16 protein-coding genes and 2 pseudogenes are annotated in these 19,532 nt (G+C 43.4%); 8 read left to right on the top strand and 10 right to left on the bottom strand.

What is annotated here, in order from left to right; genetic code table 11:
- Positions 1-48: 48 nt before the first annotated feature.
- Complete coding sequence (gene chrA, locus GWK51_RS00830) at positions 49-1,401, bottom strand: chromate efflux transporter (protein WP_161932308.1); 1,353 nt, start codon at positions 1,399-1,401, stop codon at positions 49-51.
- Positions 1,402-1,871: 470 nt separating this feature from the next.
- Here chrA and GWK51_RS00825 point away from each other — a divergent pair, with 470 nt between their 5' ends.
- Complete coding sequence (locus GWK51_RS00825) at positions 1,872-2,750, top strand: homocysteine S-methyltransferase family protein (RefSeq protein ID WP_161932307.1); 879 nt, start codon at positions 1,872-1,874, stop codon at positions 2,748-2,750.
- Between the two features lie 9 nt (positions 2,751-2,759).
- A complete protein-coding gene (locus GWK51_RS00820; protein ID WP_161932306.1) occupies positions 2,760-4,082 on the top strand; it encodes a basic amino acid/polyamine antiporter in 1,323 nt (440 codons plus the stop codon).
- 76 nt (positions 4,083-4,158) lie between these two features.
- Here GWK51_RS00820 and pcaU read toward each other — a convergent pair whose 3' ends face one another.
- The gene (pcaU, locus tag GWK51_RS00815) at positions 4,159-4,983 is read right to left on the bottom strand and encodes an IclR family transcriptional regulator PcaU (RefSeq protein ID WP_161932305.1); all 825 of its coding nucleotides are present in this window, start codon (positions 4,981-4,983) and stop codon (positions 4,159-4,161) included.
- A gap of 280 nt (positions 4,984-5,263) precedes the next feature.
- On the opposite strand from pcaU, the pseudogene GWK51_RS00810 reads away from it, so the two are divergent.
- The 5 genes and pseudogenes from GWK51_RS00810 to GWK51_RS00790 all read left to right on the top strand — a co-directional run bounded on the left by GWK51_RS00810 (position 5,264) and on the right by GWK51_RS00790 (position 10,137).
- Positions 5,264-5,946, top strand: a pseudogene (locus GWK51_RS00810) (3-oxoacid CoA-transferase subunit A).
- A 13-nt stretch (positions 5,947-5,959) separates the two neighbouring features.
- A complete protein-coding gene (locus tag GWK51_RS00805; protein ID WP_161932304.1) occupies positions 5,960-6,613 on the top strand; it encodes a 3-oxoacid CoA-transferase subunit B in 654 nt (217 codons plus the stop codon).
- A gap of 70 nt (positions 6,614-6,683) precedes the next feature.
- Positions 6,684-7,897 (top strand): annotated as a pseudogene (gene pcaF / locus GWK51_RS16790) (3-oxoadipyl-CoA thiolase).
- 47 nt (positions 7,898-7,944) lie between these two features.
- Positions 7,945-8,736 (top strand): 3-oxoadipate enol-lactonase, encoded by a 792-nt coding sequence (gene pcaD, locus GWK51_RS00795; RefSeq protein WP_161932303.1) that lies wholly within the window; start codon positions 7,945-7,947, stop codon positions 8,734-8,736.
- A gap of 381 nt (positions 8,737-9,117) precedes the next feature.
- Positions 9,118-10,137 carry an AraC-like ligand-binding domain-containing protein gene (locus GWK51_RS00790; RefSeq protein ID WP_161932302.1) on the top strand — a complete coding sequence of 340 codons (1,020 nt, stop codon included), beginning with the start codon at positions 9,118-9,120 and terminating at the stop codon, positions 10,135-10,137.
- A gap of 78 nt (positions 10,138-10,215) precedes the next feature.
- Here the strand turns inward: GWK51_RS00790 and GWK51_RS00785 are convergent, their stop codons facing one another.
- From GWK51_RS00785 to GWK51_RS00765, 5 genes are all read right to left on the bottom strand, one after another.
- A complete protein-coding gene (locus tag GWK51_RS00785; protein ID WP_235941049.1) occupies positions 10,216-11,148 on the bottom strand; it encodes a SphA family protein in 933 nt (310 codons plus the stop codon).
- 64 nt (positions 11,149-11,212) lie between these two features.
- Positions 11,213-11,743: a flavin reductase family protein gene (locus GWK51_RS00780; protein WP_161932772.1), complete on the bottom strand. Its 531-nt coding sequence runs from the start codon at positions 11,741-11,743 to the stop codon at positions 11,213-11,215.
- A 29-nt stretch (positions 11,744-11,772) separates the two neighbouring features.
- Positions 11,773-13,011 carry a styrene monooxygenase/indole monooxygenase family protein gene (locus tag GWK51_RS00775; RefSeq protein ID WP_216071654.1) on the bottom strand — a complete coding sequence of 413 codons (1,239 nt, stop codon included), beginning with the start codon at positions 13,009-13,011 and terminating at the stop codon, positions 11,773-11,775.
- Positions 13,012-13,056: 45 nt separating this feature from the next.
- Positions 13,057-13,842 carry an SDR family oxidoreductase gene (locus GWK51_RS00770; protein ID WP_161932299.1) on the bottom strand — a complete coding sequence of 262 codons (786 nt, stop codon included), beginning with the start codon at positions 13,840-13,842 and terminating at the stop codon, positions 13,057-13,059.
- Positions 13,843-13,844: 2 nt separating this feature from the next.
- Positions 13,845-15,104, bottom strand: coding sequence for a dienelactone hydrolase family protein (locus GWK51_RS00765; RefSeq protein ID WP_161932298.1), 1,260 nt, complete (start codon positions 15,102-15,104; stop codon positions 13,845-13,847).
- 531 nt (positions 15,105-15,635) lie between these two features.
- On the opposite strand from GWK51_RS00765, the gene GWK51_RS00760 reads away from it, so the two are divergent.
- Positions 15,636-16,976, top strand: a complete 1,341-nt coding sequence (locus GWK51_RS00760) for an MFS transporter (protein ID WP_161932771.1) — start codon at positions 15,636-15,638, stop codon at positions 16,974-16,976.
- 70 nt (positions 16,977-17,046) lie between these two features.
- On the opposite strand, the gene GWK51_RS00755 is transcribed toward GWK51_RS00760, so the two are convergent.
- From GWK51_RS00755 to GWK51_RS00750, 3 genes are all read right to left on the bottom strand, one after another.
- Positions 17,047-18,036: an AraC family transcriptional regulator gene (locus GWK51_RS00755; RefSeq protein ID WP_161932297.1), complete on the bottom strand. Its 990-nt coding sequence runs from the start codon at positions 18,034-18,036 to the stop codon at positions 17,047-17,049.
- A gap of 544 nt (positions 18,037-18,580) precedes the next feature.
- A complete protein-coding gene (locus tag GWK51_RS16430) occupies positions 18,581-18,754 on the bottom strand; it encodes a hypothetical protein (protein WP_171334116.1) in 174 nt (57 codons plus the stop codon).
- A 307-nt stretch (positions 18,755-19,061) separates the two neighbouring features.
- A complete protein-coding gene (locus tag GWK51_RS00750) occupies positions 19,062-19,523 on the bottom strand; it encodes a MarR family winged helix-turn-helix transcriptional regulator (RefSeq protein ID WP_032068911.1) in 462 nt (153 codons plus the stop codon).
- Positions 19,524-19,532 lie beyond the last annotated feature (9 nt).

Raw genomic sequence — 19,532 nt, 5'->3', positions numbered from 1 at the left:
TCTAATGTTAGATTAAAGTTGAAAGCATGCTTAGACTGAATCCATCCTCTAAACTAGATAAACCAGCAAACCTAAAACCGCAGAGATGAGCAGTACTTTCATCACATTCCATTCAAAATAGAACAGTAAGATGGTTGCCATTAAAGTTAAAAGCAGGGCAATGACATCGAGTTCTGCTGAAAACCCTTGTGGCCACAACACATGGTAGGCAAAAAACAGGGCCAGATTCAGAATGACCCCAACTACTGCGGCGGTTATGGCCGTTAAAGGTGCAGTGAATTGAATGTGTTGATGGGTGGATTCAATGATAGGGGCACCAGTAAGAATAAACACAAAGGAAAACAGGAAGGTAAACCAAGTGGCAATACAGGCCCCGATAACGCCTGCTAAAAAGACATGCTCGCTCCCCAGTAGCGCCTGACTAAAGCCACCCAAGAAACTGACATAAGCCACAATCATGATTAAAGGACCCGGCGTGCTTTCACCTAAAGCCAGTCCATCAATCATCTGATTGGCACTGAGCCAGCCATAATGATGCACCGCACCCTGATATACATAAGGCAAAACTGCATAAGCCCCCCCAAAAGTGAGTAAGGCGGCTTTAGTAAAAAACCACGCCATTTGGGTATAGTGATGTTCCCAGCCCAAGCTCAGTGTGAGTATGATCATGGGGGTACACCAAAAGATTGCGCCAAACAGCACCACCTTTAACAGTCTTGACCATTTAAAATGGGCGTGTTCGGGTGTAGGGGTATGATCATCAATATAGGCGGGACCATAATCTTTGCTCTGAGTAGAATGCTGTGGGGCATTCTTTAACCATTGTGGGTGATAACGGCCCAAGAGAAAGCCCAAAACTGCTGCACTCAGAATAATCAGCGGGAACGGAATTTTCAGGATAAAAATCGCGATAAAGGCCAAAATGGCAATCATCCATAAGCTCTTATTTTTTAAGGCGCGTTTGGCAATACGATAGGTGGCGTGAAACACAATCGCCGTGACTGCGGGCTTAATGCCATAAAATAAGCCTGCAATGAAGGGCACATCTCCAAACTGAATGTACACCCATGAAAGTCCGATGATCAAAAATAAAGAGGGCAGAATAAAGAGTAAACCTGCAACCAGCCCGCCCATGGTTTTATGCATTAACCAGCCGATATAGGTCGCTAGTTGTTGCGCCTCTGGACCGGGCAACAGCATGCAGTAATTAAGCGCGTGTAAAAAGCGTTTTTCAGAAATCCAGCGTTTATTTTCGACCAACTCCTGATGCATTAATGCAATTTGTCCCGCAGGACCGCCAAAACTAATCCAACCTAATTTCCACCAAAACTTTAAGGCCTGCCAAAAGGGAATAGCCTGTATATTTGTAATTTCGGAGGATGGTTGATGAGGTTGATTCATGGGGGGTGCCTGAAGGGTTATAACGCGTGATTTGGGTTGAAATATTTTACTTTCTATTGATTTAGCTGGTGTTTCAGTTGCTTGAATAGATTCTGCTGCAAGATTCTTTCACTATGAAGAAAAGCAGCTTCCCGATTCCGCTTTTGTCATTCTTTTCTCTCTTCTTTTATTTGGTATCTTTTATCAGTTCCGATTAGCACCATAATTCATCATCAAGGAACCCTTTATCCAAGCCTTATCCAGTATCGAGAAGTAATATTCCATATCAATTTCATGGAGCTTCCAGCATTATTTTTTGAATGATAATTTTGAATGAATTAACAGCGTTCTGCATACACATTAACAGCTTTAATTATTAGAAAAATGAATTTTGATTAGCTGAAATAAAGATATTGTTTGGAGGTTTCAAGCATTAATTCTCTTTAGATATTCTCTATAATTGCCATCTTTCTTTAATACAACTTAACTTTATGAAAATTTTAGATGGTGGTTTTGGTCGTGAACTTGCGCGTAGAGGCGCACCTTTTAGACAGCCTGAATGGTCTGCTTTGGCTTTAACTGAAGCCCCTGAAATTGTAAAACAAGTGCATTTGGATTTTATTCAGGCAGGTGCAGAAGTCATTACCACCAATAATTATGCAGTGGTGCCATTTCATATCGGCGAGCAACGCTTTGCAAATGAAGTGACGAGCTTGGTAAACGTTGCGGTAACGCAGGCAAAAAATGCCGTTGCGGAGAGTGGTAAAGCGGTTCGCATTGCGGGCTGTTTGCCGCCGTTATTTGGTTCTTACCGTGCAGACTTATTTAAAGAAGATGAAGCAAAAGCTTTAGCAACCCCCATTATTGCAGCACTTTCGCCAGATGTTGATTTTTGGCTGGCAGAGACACAATCTTGCCTTAAAGAAGTTGAAACAGTGCATGCCTTATTACCTAAAGATGGGCGTGAATTTTGGGTGTCTTTTACCTTACAAGATGAAATTCAGCTTGAACATCCGTTATTGCGTTCGGGTGAAAGCCTTGAACAAGCTGCGGAGCTGATTACACGTTTGAATGCCAATGCCGTATTGTTTAATTGCTGTCAGCCAGAAGTGGTCTTACAAGCCATTCGAGAAATTAAGGCACTCTTGCCTGAGACAGTGCAAATTGGGGCTTATGCCAATGCCTTTCCACCGCAAAACAGCGAAGCCACAGCCAATGATGGTTTAGATGAAATTCGTGCCGATCTAAATCCTGAGTTGTATTTGAACTTTGCTAAGCAATGGCAAGATGCGGGTGCAACTTTAATTGGGGGCTGCTGTGGTATAGGTCCTGAACATATTGCAGAACTTTCTCAATTTTTTAAACAGTAATACTTTCATATGTCTACAGCTAAAATTGGCTTACTTTCCCTGACCGCCTTAGTGTTTAGCTCAATGGTGGGTTCGGGGGTTTTTAGCCTTCCACAGAATATGGCGGCAGTGGCAAATGGTCAGGCCTTATTAATTGCTTGGCTTATTACTGGCGTCGGTATTCTATTTCTGGCTTTTGCGCTGCTATTTTTAACACGACAACGCCCAGATCTTGAAGGTGGTATTTATAACTATGCCCGTGAAGGTTTTGGCGAGTTAATCGGGTTCTGTTCCGCATGGGGCTATTGGTTATGTACCACCATTGGGATTGTCGGTTATGTCGTGATTGCTTTCTCGGGTTTGGGTTTATTTACCGATAGTCCAGAACATGTGTATTTCGGTGAAGGCAATACACTCTATGCGCTGATTGGTTCATCCATTTTTGTCTGGATTGTGCATTGGCTGGTGAGTCAGGGCATTAAAGAAGCAGCATTAGTCAACTTGATTGCAACCATTGCCAAGATTGTACCTTTGGTGATCTTTATTGCCTGCAGTTTTGTTGCGTTCAAACTGGATCTGTTCAAGCTCAATTTTATTGATTTCACTTTGCAAGTACCAGTTTGGGAGCAAGTCCGTAATCTGATGCTCATTACTTTATGGGTATTTACGGGGATTGAAGGGGCAGTGGTGTTATCCTCTCGCGCCAAGAACCGCAGTGATATTGGTCGTGCCACCGTGTTGGGTGTGTTGTTAGCGCTGAGTTTCTATGTGATGGTGACGGTGCTGGCTTATGGGGTAACGGGGCGCGCTGAAATTGCCAATATGCATAATCCATCTATGGCAACTATTTTGGAGCAACTGATAGGGCTGCCAGGTACCATTATTATTACCCTTGGTTTGATTATTTCGGTAAGTTCTTCTTATTTGAGTTGGACTTTGTTCGCTACGGAAATTCCATTCTTAGCAGCGAAAAACAAAGCCTTCCCAGCCGTGTTTTTAAAGACCAATGCCAATGGTGTACCGATTGCATCGCTGTGGTTGACCTCAATTGTGGTGCAGGTTTCGCTTATTGCCGTGTGTTTCTTTGACAAGAACTACACCCAATTGTTGCTGATTTCATCGGTGATGATTCTTTTGCCTTATTTCTTGGTTTCAGCATTCTATTTAAAAGAATCGGTTAGAAATAAACGCAGTAAGCATGTTTGGATTGCCTCAGTCGCCGTGATTTATGCCGCATGGTTACTGTATGCAGCAGGCGTTTCATTGCTGTTGCTGTCAGGGTGTTTATATTTGCTGGGCTTGTTGATCTTTTTCTATAGTCGATTGAGCCATAAAAAAGTGGCATTCGAGTAAAACTAAAAAGACCGCTTAGAGAAGCGGTCTTTTTTTTAAAAAAGGATTATCAGTATCACAGCCAGTGTTAGGGTTTTTATAAGATATTGCGTAATTCCCGCGCTGTTTCCTGTAGTAAAGGCAGAATATGTTGAATCAGATACTCCTTGGTGGTGCGGGTAGTAGGAGACACGATATTCAGGGCTGCAATGACTTTGGATTTTTGCTCATAAATAGGGACCGCCAGTGCATGTACACCCAGTTCATGTTCCTCGCAGGAATAACACCAGTCTTGTTCTTTAATTTCATGTAGTAGGTTTAAGAAGGTTTCATTGTCGGTATGGGTATATTTGGTCAAGCGTTGTAGCGGATATTTTTCTAACCATTCCCGTTGTTCATGCGGTTCTAAATGTGCCAATAAAATTTTGCCTGCGGATGTCGCATGTGCAGGCAAGCGGTTGCCTAAATGCAGACCATAAGGATTGACACGGTCAGTCTGTTGATGGGCTGCACTGCGGGCGATGGTAATCGCTTCATAACCGTCGAGTACCATTACGGAAAAAATCAGAGAGGTTTGATTGGTAAGTAGATTCAACAAAGGTTGAGAGATTTTTGGAAGTTGAGCACCACCAAGATAGGCACCTGAAAATTTCAGAATTTTCGGGGTAAGATAAAAATAATGACCATCCGATTCTAAATAGCCCAAATATTCGAGGGTCAGCAAGTGACGCCGTGCTGCAGCGCGGGTCATGCCTGTGCGTTCGGCAGCCATGGAAATATTCAAGCGATGACGGTCGGCACCAAAACAGTCGAGAATTGCCATGCCTTTACTAATGCCTGCGACAAAGTCTTCATGTCGAATGATTTTTTTATTGTCTTTATTTTCAAGCAGTTTCTCTGTTCTCTGCAATTCCTCATCCATCTTTGCGATTCCCTTCAATGCTGTTGTCTTTATATTTTTTACTATAGCGTGAAATCAGACTGAAAAAATCAGGTTTTGTTCGATAGTAGGTGAAAAAGTTCGATCATCGAACAAAAGCTGGTCTGACCATCTAGTCTTATGTAGGGAAATGATAAAAAATGAACACATAAGGAAATCAAACTAAAAGACTAGGGAATGTTGTTTTAGCTGAATAGTTCTCCAGTATACGTGAGGTTTCCGCGCCTTTTCAAATTTGCATGATGCACAATGGAGTTATCTAATGATAGATAAAAGTGCAGCGACCTTAACGGAAGCGCTCTCCCAAATCACCGNACGGCTCAACCATCATGATTGGTGGTTTTGGTACAGCAGGACAACCTGCAGAACTGATCGATGGCTTAATTCAACTCGGCATTAAAGACCTCACCATTGTCAGCAACAATGCAGGCAATGGCGATTATGGTCTGGCGAAACTGCTTAAAGCTGGTGCCGTGNAAAAAAGTCATCTGTTCTTTCCCGCGTCAGTCAGATTCTTGGGTTTTTGATGAACTCTATCGTGCAGGCAAAATCGAACTGGAATTGGTGCCACAAGGCAATTTGGCCTGTCGTATTCAAGCTGCGGGCATGGGACTCGGTGCAGTCTTTACCCCAACAGGCTACGGGACTTTATTGGCGGAAGGTAAAGAAACCCGTCACATCGACGGTAAAGATTATGTGTTGGAATATCCAATCAAAGCCGACTTCGCTTTGATTAAAGCACAGCAAGGCGACCGTTGGGGCAATCTGGTCTATCGTAAATCTGCACGTAATTTTGGTCCGATCATGGCCATGGCAGCAGGTGTAACCATTGCTCAAGTCTCGGAAGTGGTGGAACTGGGTGAATTAGATCCAGAACATATCATCACCCCAGGCATCTTCGTTCAACATGTGGTGCAGGTACAACCTGAACCTGTTGCTGTGTAAGTAGGAGACTTTCATGAGCTATCAAAAACTCAGCCGCAACCAGATTGCTGAACGTGTGGCACAAGATATTCCCGATGGGGCTTATGTGAATCTTGGGATTGGCTTACCGACCAAGATTGCCAGCTACCTGCCAAGCGACAAAGATGTGTTCCTGCATTCTGAAAATGGCTTGTTGGCTTTTGGTCCACCGCCAGCGGCTGGTGAAGAAGATCCTGAACTGATCAATGCTGGTAAAGAATATGTGACCATGCTGCAAGGCGGTGCCTTTTTCCACCATGGCGACTCTTTTGCCATGATGCGTGGTGGACATTTGGATATTGCTGTATTGGGTGCCTTCCAGATTGCAGCCAATGGTGATTTAGCGAATTGGCATACCGGTGCACCAGATGCAATTCCAGCCGTCGGTGGTGCCATGGATTTAGCCGTGGGTGCCAAGAAAGTGTTTATCACCACTGATCATGTCACCAAACAAGGTGAACCAAAGATCGTGGCGGAACTGACTTATCCAGCAACAGGCTTGAAATGTGTCGATCGGATCTACACGGATCTGTGTGTGATTGATGTTACGCCTGAAGGCTTAACAGTGATTGAGAAAGTCGACGGCTTAAGCTTTGCAGAATTGCAGGCGATGACGGGTGCTCCGCTGATGGATGCGACACAGGGATAATTAATCTCCCCTAACCCCTCTTTAAGAAAGAGGGGAAATATAAGGGGGGATTCACAGGACAAGATTAAACATGAAAGACGCTTATATCATCGATGCCATCCGTACCCCATTTGGCCGTTATGCTGGAGGTTTAGCTCCAGTTCGTGCTGATGACTTGGGTGCATTGCCTATTCAAGCCCTGATGCAACGTAATCCAAGCGTGGACTGGAAACAGGTGGATGATGTGATCTACGGCTGTGCCAACCAAGCGGGTGAAGATAACCGTAATGTCGGACGTATGTCGGCATTATTGGCAGGTTTACCGGTTGAAGTACCAGCCACCACCATCAACCGTTTATGTGGTTCATCGTTAGATGCGATTGCCATTGCAGCACGCGCGATTAAAGCGGGTGAAGCCAATCTGATTATTGCGGGTGGTGTGGAAAGCATGTCGCGTGCGCCCTTTGTCATGGGTAAATCAGAAAGCGCTTATGGGCGTAGCCAGAAAATTGAAGACACCACCATGGGCTGGCGTTTTATCAATCCCAAATTGAAAGCCATGTATGGCGTAGAGACCATGCCACAGACTGCCGAGAACGTGGCACAACAATTTAATATTGATCGTGCAGATCAAGACCAGTTTGCCTTGACGAGTCAAAAGCGCACAGCAACCGCGCAAGCTCAAGGCTTTTTTAAACACGAGATCATCCCAGTGAGCATTGCTCAGCGTAAGGGTGATCCGATTGTGGTGGATACCGATGAACATCCACGTGCATCGACCACATTAGAAGGTTTGGCGAAACTGAAGCCAGTCGTNTACAGCAGAAGGCACCGTCACAGCGGGAAACGCGTCAGGCATCAATGACGGTGCGGCTGCTGTACTGATTGCGTCAGAAGCAGCAATTGAACAGTACCAACTGAAAGCACGTGCCAAGATCATTGCCTCTACGGCAGTGGGCGTAGAACCGCGCATCATGGGCTTTGCCCCAGCTCCTGCGATCAAGAAACTCCTCAAACAAGCCAATCTCAGCATTGAACAGATGGATGTGATTGANACTGAATGAAGCTTTTGCTGCACAGGCACTTGCCGTCACCCGTGATCTTGGTCTGGCAGATGACACCACACAAGTGAATCCAAATGGTGGTGCAATTGCGATTGGTCATCCACTCGGTGCTTCAGGTGCGCGTTTGGTGACGACAGCAATGAATCAATTGGAACAAACCGGTGGCACTTATGCCCTGTGTTCAATGTGTATTGGTGTGGGTCAAGGCATTGCGCTGATTATTCAGCGCGTAGAAGGCTGATCCAAAAAGTTAAATGAGTTAATTAAAAATACATGAAGGAATAACATATGCCCATTTTAACCACGCCTGAGCTGCAACTGCATTATCAAACTTTTGGCGATGCCAGCAATCCTGCTTTGGTGTTTTCCAATTCCTTAGGTACCAACTATGGCATGTGGCAGCAGCAGTTTAAAGCTTTAAAGGATCTGTTCTTTGTGGTGTGTTATGACACGCGCGGTCATGGTGCTTCATCGACGCCAACGGGTCCGTATACGCTGCAACAGTTGGGTGAAGATGTGATTCAGTTGCTGGATCATTTACAGATTGCAAAAGCCGCCTTCTGTGGAATTTCTATGGGTGGCTTAACCGGTCAATGGCTGGCGATTCATTATCCAGAGCGGTTTAGTCAAGTGGTGGTGTGCAATACCGCAGCCAAAATTGGTCAGGAACAGGCATGGTTGGATCGTGCAGCCCTAGTCAAAGCCCAAGGTTTACAACCGATCGCGGATACCGCAGCATCGCGTTGGTTTACAGCTCCCTTTATCCAAAGTCATGCTACAGTGGTGTCTAATCTTCAAAACGACTTGGCAGCTGGCAGCGCCGAAGGTTATGCCAACTGTTGTGCGGCTTTGGCTAAAGCGGATGTGCGGGAGCAGTTGAAAGATATTACTGTGCCCGTGTTGATTGTTGCAGGTCAGCAAGACCCAGTCACCACCGTGGCAGATGCGCAGTTTATGCAGCAGCAGATTCCGAGTAGTCAGTTGGTAGAAATTGATGCTTCGCATATTTCCAATGTGGAACAGCCAACGGCGTTTAATCAGAACCTCAAAAGCTTTTTACAAACGAATGTATGTCTTTAGAAATACATTCGTTCAAATAGATACTATTTCAATAACATAAGCATCATCCAAGTGATCATAAAATTGACCCTATCACTTGGATTTGCTATAAAATTATGCAGATCTTAAGGAATAAGATCTCAATAAGAAAACCAAGTTCATAGAATGGAATCTTCAAGTCGCTGCCTGTCATTCAATACCAAAAATAAGGATCTTTACTCCTTCACTAATACTTGTTGAAAGCAGCATTTTTTGGCAATTCTGGTCTATATCTTGCATTGATCTTTTTATATTTTGCGCACAACTGAATCATCTAAGTGCCGTATTTCCACCAATTCGAAAATATCCGAGCAGAATTTTCAAGGTGAAATGCACGCAGGAGTTAGCCAAAGGAATAGCGATATGTATCAAGCCAACTCTTCTGAATTAAATGGGCGACATTTTCAGCAAGAATCAATTTTTGCTCCGCATAATTTACTGTTCAGCCATCAAGATATAGACGAAACCTGTAAGAATGTGGGGCAAGTTTTTAAACCTCACCTATTAAAAATTTCCAAGCCACAGAAAAATTTTAGTGCAACCATGCACCATGTTAAAACAGGTGCCCTCTCCATTAGCCGTCTGGTCTACGGCGCAGATGTGATTATAGAACCCGACCATTTAGACAAGTTTTATTTAATCCAGATTCCAACGCATGGCTATGCCGAAATTGAATTTGGACGTCAAAAATTTATGTCCTATTCGCAAGTCGCATCCATCATTTCACCGCAACAATCGTTACGGATGCGTTGGCATGCCAATTCGCCACAACTCATTTTAAAAATTTCTAAAGAGGATTTTCTGCATCACTGCCGTCAACATATTCCTGACACAGACAACACCCCGCTGATTTTTGATCCCAAACTCGATTTTGCCAGCCAAAATGGCAGCTACTTTTTGCAATTACTCCGCACCTTAATGGATGCACTGGCATGCGACAAACATCCACTGCATCATCCACTGGCTTTTAAACAGTTTGAATCCAACCTATTAAATGCGCTGATTTATGGGCAACCCAATAATGGCTTGGATAAAATAGATTCGCATAAAGACAAAACCATTTCGCCACATTTTATTAAACGGACTGAGGCCTATATTCAACAACATTTACATGAGCCTTTAAGTGTAGAAACGCTGGCAGAACAAGCGGGTGTAAGTGTACGTACCTTATTTACGGGCTTTAAAAACTATTTGGGCACGACCCCAATGGCATATCTCAGGGAATTACGTTTTGATCAGGCACACTTTGAGCTCGTACGGAATGAACATTTGACCGTTACCGATGTGGCATTTAAATGGGGATTTACCCATTTAGGCAGATTTTCTCAAGAATATAAAAGACGTTTTGGAACTTTACCGTCATCTACGCGTCGTTGTAGCTAAGGCAATTTAAATAAAATCTGCACTAACACATAAATAAATTGCCTTTTATCCTGCAAGGGATAAAAGGCATTGTTTTAATTAGAAATGATGAATATAGCGAACTTGCATCCGTGTGCCTTCAGGACGGTTTTCTGCATCTTGTTCAAAATAAGCATTGGCCACTACATGGTTATTCGGTGAAAAGCTAAACATTCCACCTGGACCAATTGCCCAGACTTTTTCTTTACGTCCTTTAACTTCCTCGCCATCCACCTCAGTATCGGTGATTTGCTTTAACCAATATCCATTGATCCCCAAACGTAACTGTGGGGTAAATGCAAATTCTGTAGCAAAGTTTGCATGCAATGCCTGACCCGCCTGAACCTCATCTGCACCAACAAATGCATAGCTTGGATCATCATTTTTAAAATTATATAAATAATGAATACGTGTCGAAGCCGTCCACTTTGGATTAAACCAGTAGGTTGCAGCCCAATACGGATCTAACGAAACCGCGTTATTACTCGGATTAATATCTTTTTGTGAACTGTAATCCCCTGTTGGCAGGTTCACTTGGAACTCAATCCGATGTACAAATTTGGGACCCGCTGCTCCCATAATTGGATCGAATTGTACAAAAGGCCCGATCATGATGTCACCAAAACCACCCTGTGATTTGATTGCCATTTGATTCAATCCATCATCCATATCCATTTTGCTCACAAATGGAATCAGAAAATTCACCCCTAAACTGGCATGATCGCCTAATTTAACATTAGATAAGTAGCTAATTTGCTCCACTATCACTTGATAGTTGAGGTCTGTTTTAGGTAAAGGGAGTTTGTTTCCATGTGCATCGACCAATTCATCACTGTCATAGTTTTGAAAATAGGTTTGTGCATACCAGCCTGTGCCAGCAGGCAAACCCCCATCTAAAAAGCTGGTCATCCCTAAATTTACCGTCGGCAAATCATAAGCATGTGCCATGAAAGACAGACACCCCAGACCACAGAGCAAAATACTTTTTTGCATTACACGAGACTTCATTCTTCTTTCCTAAATAAAAAGTCACGATGAAAGCATCGTGACCAAATCTTTAATTGCTTAGCTCTGGATGTGCTGCAGCAACGCGATATTTTCCTGCATGAAAAACCAGAGGCTCTCCCTGCCGTTGTTGATATTGCTCAATCTGACCAATAAAAATGAGATGATCTCCTCCTTCATATTGAGTCACATTGCGACAAACGAGAGTTGCCAGCACATCTTCCAGAATCGGGACACCCACATCACATTCTCGATGAGCAATCCCCGCAAACTTGTCTGCAGAGGCTTTGGCAAAATGTCCAGACAACAGATGATGTTCTTGTGCCAGCATGTGAATGGCAAAGTGTTCTGCATCTACAAAGTCCGACAAGCTTGGGGCTGTTTTGGATAAACTCCATAAAATTAAGGGTGGGTCGAGTGACAAGGAAGAAAAGGAATTTGCCGTCATACCGACTTTACGCCCCTGCTTACTACGAGTAGTAATCACCGTGACCCCTGTTGCAAACTGACCGAGTAAATTCCGTATTTCTCTAGGGTTTTCTACATTTACTGGCTGTAGTGCCATATCTACAATACTGTCCATCATGCCTAAGCTCCTTTTACCCAGCCTGATTACGCAACTTTTTGTGCCGTTTTCGAAGCAATAAAATGCTGTGCCTGTTCTGCATCAAACCACCACGGCGCAAAGTCACGTGGGTCATCAAAGTTATTTGCCATCACTGAAGCAATGGCTTGGTTCTGGCTGGCGGCTGCAAGTAATTCCACGACATGCGGTTGTGGTGGCAAAAGCAGACTATTGGTCCATGCCACGACTTTTTCGGCGTATGCCCAATAGCGTTCAAAGGTTTGTTGCATCCATGCTTCGCTAAAGGCTTGATCATCATTAGACAAAATGGCATCGAAATAGATCTTGCTGCATTTGGCTGCATTATTTGAGCCTTGACCAGTAATTGGATCATTTACAACTAAGGCATCTGCCATACCAAAGACTTTTTTGCCTGAAGGGAGTGTCAAGATAGGTTTACGCACGGTCGGTGGGAAACGACCTGCCAAATAACCGCCTGCATCAGTAAGTTCAACCTTTTGGCAACGCTCAAACTCCCATGGCACATATTTTTTCAGTAACTCCAGACTACGCTGTAAATGTTGTTCAGGCGTTTGGACATCTTGCCAACAGTCCATTGGACCATTTGGAATGCCTTCAAAAACCATAATGTCGCAAGGTCCATTAATGGTGAGCGCGGGAAAGGAAAAGTATTCGCCCACTTCTGGAATAATGTTAAACGTCACTCGTGAATAGGGAGAGATGGGTTGCATGCCTTTAACATAGGTCAGCGCCAAGGCACGTTGCGGACGATCAAAAGTACTGCGTTCCGCATCACGTTCGAACTGTTTTACCACCTCGCCCTTGCCTGCTGCCAAAAGCACCAACTCATATTCATTTGCCAGTTGCTCTAGTTCTTCTATCCCCACATCCTGAATGATTAACCGCCCGCCACGTTTTTCAAATTCCTGCATCCAAAAAGGCATTTTTACGCGCTGATCGACCGATTGTGCATAGCGTTCCAGACGTGCACTCCATTCAAAGGCTTTGCCCCCATGTTCAGGATTAACCAAAGCCAAACCAATTCCTTCTACTGCAGGACATTGCTCTTCCCAAAAATTCAGCCCTAAATCCCGTTCAGTTTGTAAGGCAGTATGAAACATACATTGGCTAGACATAACTTTGCCCTGACGGATTTCATCGGCAGTACGGTTGGTAATTAAAGTTACGTCATAGCCTGTATCTAACAGACCTAATCCCAGTTGCAGACCTGATTGTCCTGCTCCAACAATTGCAATACGGCGCATATGCTTCTCCAAATTTCTTAATGTTCTGAATAATGAATGTCTGTCTTAGCTGGCTAAGCGTGGAATGGCGGGTTGTGAACCTTCAGGTCCCATCACTGAATAGCCACCATCGACGGCATAATCCGCCCCAGTCACAAAACTTGCTGCGGATGAGAGTAAGAACTGCACTACATTGGCGACTTCCTCTGGATGCCCCAAGCGACCCAATAAGTGATAATCCGCAGCCACGTCATCTGCTTTTTCACGGTTGTTGCCGCTGACTTCGGCAATCACCCGTGACCATGTCCAGCCTGGGGAAATCGAATTCACCCGAATGCCATCTGCGGCAAAATCCATGGCCATACTTTGGGTTAATTGGCGTATAGCCGCTTTAGATACTGGATATAACCAACGCCCTGTTTGCGCATACTTGGCGGAAATCGAAGTAAAATTCACAATCGAACCACGCTGCTTTTTTAAATCCGCATAGAAGGCCCTTGTTAACTCCACTACGGACAGCAGATTGACATCCAGTGCCTTTAACCAATCCTGACGAGAAGACTGAAAACCATCATCCAGATAGGTACATGCCAAGTTCACCAAACAACTAACTTCACCTAAATGTTGATGAATGTTTTTGACCGCCTGCTGAATCGCAACATCACTGGTCAAATCCACCTGAATGAACATCACGTCATAAGGAAAACTTTCAGCCACTTGCTTGCCATTGGTATCGATATCCAGAATGGCGACGCGTGCGCCTGCATTCACCAAAGCCTGTACCACGGCTTTGCCAATGAGGGTTGCACCACCACTGACCACGGCAACCTTGCCTTTTAAATCTATATTCATGGTCATACTCCCTCTCCAATCGGCTTGCCTTCACTGCTGTTCCATGACGGCATCAAGGTATTGGAAGGTAAATCTTCATCAAGGAGTTTTTTGGCCGTCTCAACCCCAGCTACAGGCAAACCCTCGGGATTGAGTAAGCCAATTTGCACCAGTACCGATGCCTGATCCCAATAAATATGTTCATGACACAGTTTAGATCCACGAAACTGAATGACACCCAACATTGGAATTTCGACGTATTTGCCTGTAGGTTTCACCCCTGGGAGCAGCCAATCAATTTCGGTGTCGTGGGTAAAACTCATGATGAATTCATCGACCACCTGCGTTGATCCCACCGTGCGCGAAATGGACGTGATCTTCATGTCTTCAGGGTTTTGATGCACAAAATGGTAGCGATAGAATCGAGCCAACTGACTTTGACCCACACCACCTGTTAGCGTGGGAATGTGATTGACATAAGGTTCTGCCACCATGGTTGCCATTGTCGCTGGGACATCACGGGTATCAAATTCATGTCGAATATGCTCTTCCCATAACGCCACCAAGTCATAATGTGGCCCAATACTGTCATGCAGTGCAGTCACCGTACGCTCATGGGCAAAGCGTGCGGAGGGTTTGTGGTAATGCTCGCTTTTTGGTCGTGCAAAAGCATGATCGACATCTTCATAGACATAGGCTGTGACGTTGCTATATTGGCTCGCGGCTTGCAGAATCGCTTGTCGTGCATCTGGTGGGGTGAATTGGTCAAGCTCTGCAATATGCAGCACCAAACGCCCTTTAATATTTGCCAGCTCATGCAGTACATTTTCCAAACCGACCCCGTAGTAGCCAACGGCGCAGGCAACTTCTGGTAAACGGCAGGCAGCTAAATACGCCAGCTTTCCACCCAAACAATATCCCACAACCCCAAGTCCAACTGAGGTATCACACTCAGGACGTGTTTGTAGATAAGCCAGACTGTCCTGAATATCTTCCACACCTAAGTTTTCATCGTATTGCTGATAAAGCGCATAAGCGGTTTGAAAATCTTCTGGGGTATAGCCCAATTCAATATTGGGTGCACTGCGCCAAAATAAGTCAGGGACTAGAACGGTGTAGCCTTCCTCGGCAAGGAAATCTGCTTTTTCCCGCATCGCGGCATTGACCCCGAAGATTTCCTGACACAGTACAATGCCCGGTCCTTTCGCTGTAGATGGGGTGACCAAGTAAGCACTAAATTGTTTACCAGTCTTGGTTTTTATCTGAATCGTTTGACCAGCCATAATCGTCAACTCCTGACTTTGTTATGGCTTTATCTTCTATCCAAATTTTCAGGTTGACTGTCCAAAAGCTGCGAGCACTATCCAATCCATGCGCAATTCTAAATTGCATTTCTCAATATTGATTATTCAGGAATTATGTAGCTTCAAGAAAACCATCCCTAAAAAACTATCCCTAAAAAACTATCCAGCATGAATGGAAAAAATGGATGAAGTTCAGGAGTTAATGGATAGTCCCTTGGATATAAAAATAGTTCAATCAAGTTAGGTCCACAGGAAATACTCCAGCCGATGACTCAAGTTGAATATGAACTTCTTGTTCTTACTTCATTCTGATTTTCAGCCCTTATTTCCTCAGTCAACAGATTACTGCGTAGCAAGCCTGTCATAGCAAAGACTGCTACGAAACCCAATACAGACATTAACGCCACACATTTTGAATGAAGCATGCAATTCAACCAATCATAACGCTGGTGCAAGGGATGACTCGGGGAATCCACCCGCCAGATTAATAAAAGTTAGGAAGGAATAATGATGAGAACAATTGAAGTCAACCAAATTATCAATCGGGAGAAACTCTCCCCCTTACAATGGCTGGTTTTTATTCTCGGCTTTTTGGTGTTTTTCTGTGATGGTTTAGATACGGGCATTATTGGCTTTATTGCCCCTGCTTTACTGGATGATTGGGGCATTACCAAACCTCAATTAGCACCCGTCTTGAGTGCTGCATTGGTCGGGATGTCGATTGGTGCAATTATATCTGGACCACTATCGGATAAATTTGGTCGTAAAGGCATCGTTGTTATTACGACCCTGTTGTTCTCAGTGTTTACCATCCTCTGTGGTTTCGCCAGCTCGACCCAAGAACTGATGATTTTCCGTTTTATTACTGGGGTCGGATTAGGCGCAGCCATGCCCAACATCAGTACCATGGTGTCTGAATATATGCCAGTTAAGCGCAAAGCCTTCCTTACTGGATTGGCAGGTTGCGGCTTTATGTTGGGTATTTCCTGTGGTGGAGTATTGTCTGCCTACTTACTCGAAGCATTTGGCTGGGCAAAAGTGATCATGATTGGTGGCAGTATTCCATTGCTACTTGTAGTCGCCCTTATTGTCATGCTACCCGAATCTACCCAATCGCTAATTGCACGCAATCGCCAAGACAAAGCCCTTGCCATTTTGGAAAAAATTCAGGGACAACCGTTTAGCGAACCTGTAAAACTGGTCTTGCCACAAACAGAAAGCACCAATGAAAGCCCAGTTAAAATTGTATTGGGCAAATACTTATGGGGTTCAAGCATGCTGTGGTTATGCTGCTTTACCAGCCTGTTGGTGTTCTATCTTTTGACCAGCTGGATGCCGACCATTTTAAAAACTGCAGGTTTTAGCACACAACAATTCAGCTTAATTGCCGCCATCTTCCCTTTCGGTGGTGTGATTGGTGCAACCATCATGGGTTGGTATATGGATAAAGTGAACCCAACCACGGTCATTAAATATGCTTACCTCATCGCATTCGGTTTATTCCTAGTTGCAGGTGCAGTCAGCTCCAATATTTTATTGCTTGGGATTACGATTTTCTTGATTGGTGCATTGCTTGCAGGGGCACAGTCATCACTACTGCCATTGGCGACTATGTTCTATCCAGCCGTTTGCCGCGCAGTTGGTGTGTCTTGGATGCATGGTATTGGTCGTATTGGCGCAATTTTAGGTGCTTTCTTCGGTTCGCTCATTTTCACCTTTAATTTAAGTTTAGGTGGTATCTTCTTTGTATTGGCAATTCCAACCTTTATTTCATTTACCGCTTTAACCCTAAAAGTGATTTATGAAAAGTCTAAAGCCAAAGTCGCGTATAGCTTGGAAAGTTCGGTCTAAATTATTTTAATCCTGCATAAAAAAACCCCTGATTCGATTGATGAATCAGGGGTTTGTTGTTTATTAGGAGTTATTCACGCGACTTACTTTTGGTTTCACTCGGTTTTTCACCAAACTCCTCTTTATAGTCTTGTGAAAAACGGCTGAGATGGGTAAAACCCCAATCATAAGCCAGTTTTGAAATGGATATTTTGGCATTCGGATTGGCATGGCTTAAGGTTTTATAAATTTGCTGCAAACGGTATTTACGCAAATAAGACATTGGGCTGGTGCCATAATAGTGCTGAAACTCATCATACAGTTTGGACTTTGAAACGCCCGCCAAGCGCTGCAAATCTTCAGCACAAATCTCTTCATGCGCATGATCAACAATAAAGCTTTTTACCTTGCGGATATACGTCGGTTCTTGCTGCTGTGCCTGCGCGTGTAATGCAGCAGAATAATTATGCTCTTGTGAAAGCAATAACGCCTTAATCACAAAATTTTCATAATCATCGGACAACATTTGCAAACCGAAAAATCCATTATTTTGCGTATTAAACTGCAAAAAATTCTGAATATTCTTCCACCACGCATCAATCAGTTGGGTCGATTCCACCCGCATTTCAGGATTGAAAATGATCGGCTGCTCAATAGGTTGATTGAGTAGATCTGCCAAAACCATGTGCATACTGCGTTCGGGAATCACCACCTGTAACTTCTGACAGTCCCGATCGATGATCAATTCCTGATGATCATTATTCGAGACAATCAAACCGCGGTTTTCATTGGAGCGATACTGTTCACCACGCATCCAAAGTGCCTGCGTTCCCTGTAAAGGCAAGCTGATGCTATAGGCTTTTAAATTGGAGATATTAATGGCGACATTAGCACCATAACGAATCGTTCCAATCGCCATTTTCCGATTGGGCAACCGCATACCATCATAATGAAAATCCAGCGTATCGCGAGCACTGGTATCAAGGCGATGCTCGCCGCAAATTGTCGACATTAAATTTTGGGCAAAATCCGCCTGACTCGAATAATGATTTAGATTCATCTGTTGGCTGAGTGATGTCATATCCTTTTCACCTAGCGAAGACCATATTGCTTAATCAGCAACTTTTATGCCAATCAAAATCCTGAGATTGGTTGTTTTATAGAAGGAACACCTCTAGCAACGTGCTTTTTAAAAACTTGTCCCTTTCATTTTTAAAATATAAATCACCTGATGTGAAGTACCACAAAGGTATAGCTTTATACTTATTTTTAAAAACACTTCAAAGTTGCTATTTCATACCCATCATACCGATTGATTTTGTATTTAGAAAGTCACATCTTATGAAATAGTTTTATGTTTTAATTTTTATAATAATCATATACTTACTTATTATCAAACATAGCATTTAAAATTCCATTTCGCAATTTTCCATCATTTTATTGAACCAATGCACAACTTGAATTTTAGCCACGTCGCGAAATTTCAAATATGTCAGGCTTAAAACCTATTCACGTGAATACCCGCCTGAATGATGGCATTCCCACAAAAGCCACCAATAACAAATTTTGGCAATGCACTTGCACATTGCCAAAATACTCGGGATGCACTTTATTTGTCGGCTGGTTTAGTAATACCAGACCTCTGCATTCCAAATCACACAACGATTACGCAGATTTAATGGCAGTGCATTGCCTTCCAAATCAAAAATTTGAATCACTTCATTGTTTGTATCGCGCTGGCAATTTAATTCAAATGCCTTTCCTTCATTTTGCATTATGCGCACAGAACATGCTTTCATAACCAATACCTCCTGATCTGGAGAATTGTAATGTGATGCCAAGAAAAGAAAAGGCTCGAACGTCATGACTTGACGCGCTAGGAACAAACGCCTTGCATTTGAAGAATTTTCAATCAATTTGATCTAGGTCTGAACAAAGACAGTTTTCGTTATAAACATAAAAAAACCGCCACCCAAAAATGAATAGCGGTCCATCTGAACAATCAGACTTCTTCATTATTTCATCCCCTTTTTTATTTTCTTCCATAGGGAACAATAAAAGGAACTGAGTAAAGAAGCCTATTGAATATAGGCATTTGGAATAAGATTAAGCCAAATTGTGCTTAATAATTTTTAATAAATCATTCAACTTATTAAGTTCTGAAGGCTTAATCCCTGCAAAACTATCATTCAGTAACAGTGAGGTAATTTCATTGATCTTAATCACCATCTCATGACCTTTTTCCGTCAAGCTGACACGGGTAATGCGACTGTCGGTTTCACACGCAGTGGTATTTAAAAAACCTTCATCTTTTAAACGATAAATAATCTTGGTCGCAGTCGGAATTTTGATAATGGTCATTTCTGCTAACTCAGAAATACTCGAGTTTGGACGTGCAGAAGCCGCTAAAATAATACGTCGTCTAGAGTTATCTAAACCATAGTTTTTCAGCGCATTGTCCATTTTGTGAATATATAAGCCGTAAACTTGTGAAATCCAGTAATACGGAAAATCATCAATATTAAAATCATCATGAATTGGGAAATATTTAGAGTATTTATTGGTCATATGCTTCAG

This window comes from Acinetobacter kanungonis, assembly GCF_009939195.1.
Lineage (GTDB): Bacteria > Pseudomonadota > Gammaproteobacteria > Pseudomonadales > Moraxellaceae > Acinetobacter > Acinetobacter kanungonis.
This window is presented reverse-complemented; position numbering and strand designations above follow the sequence as displayed.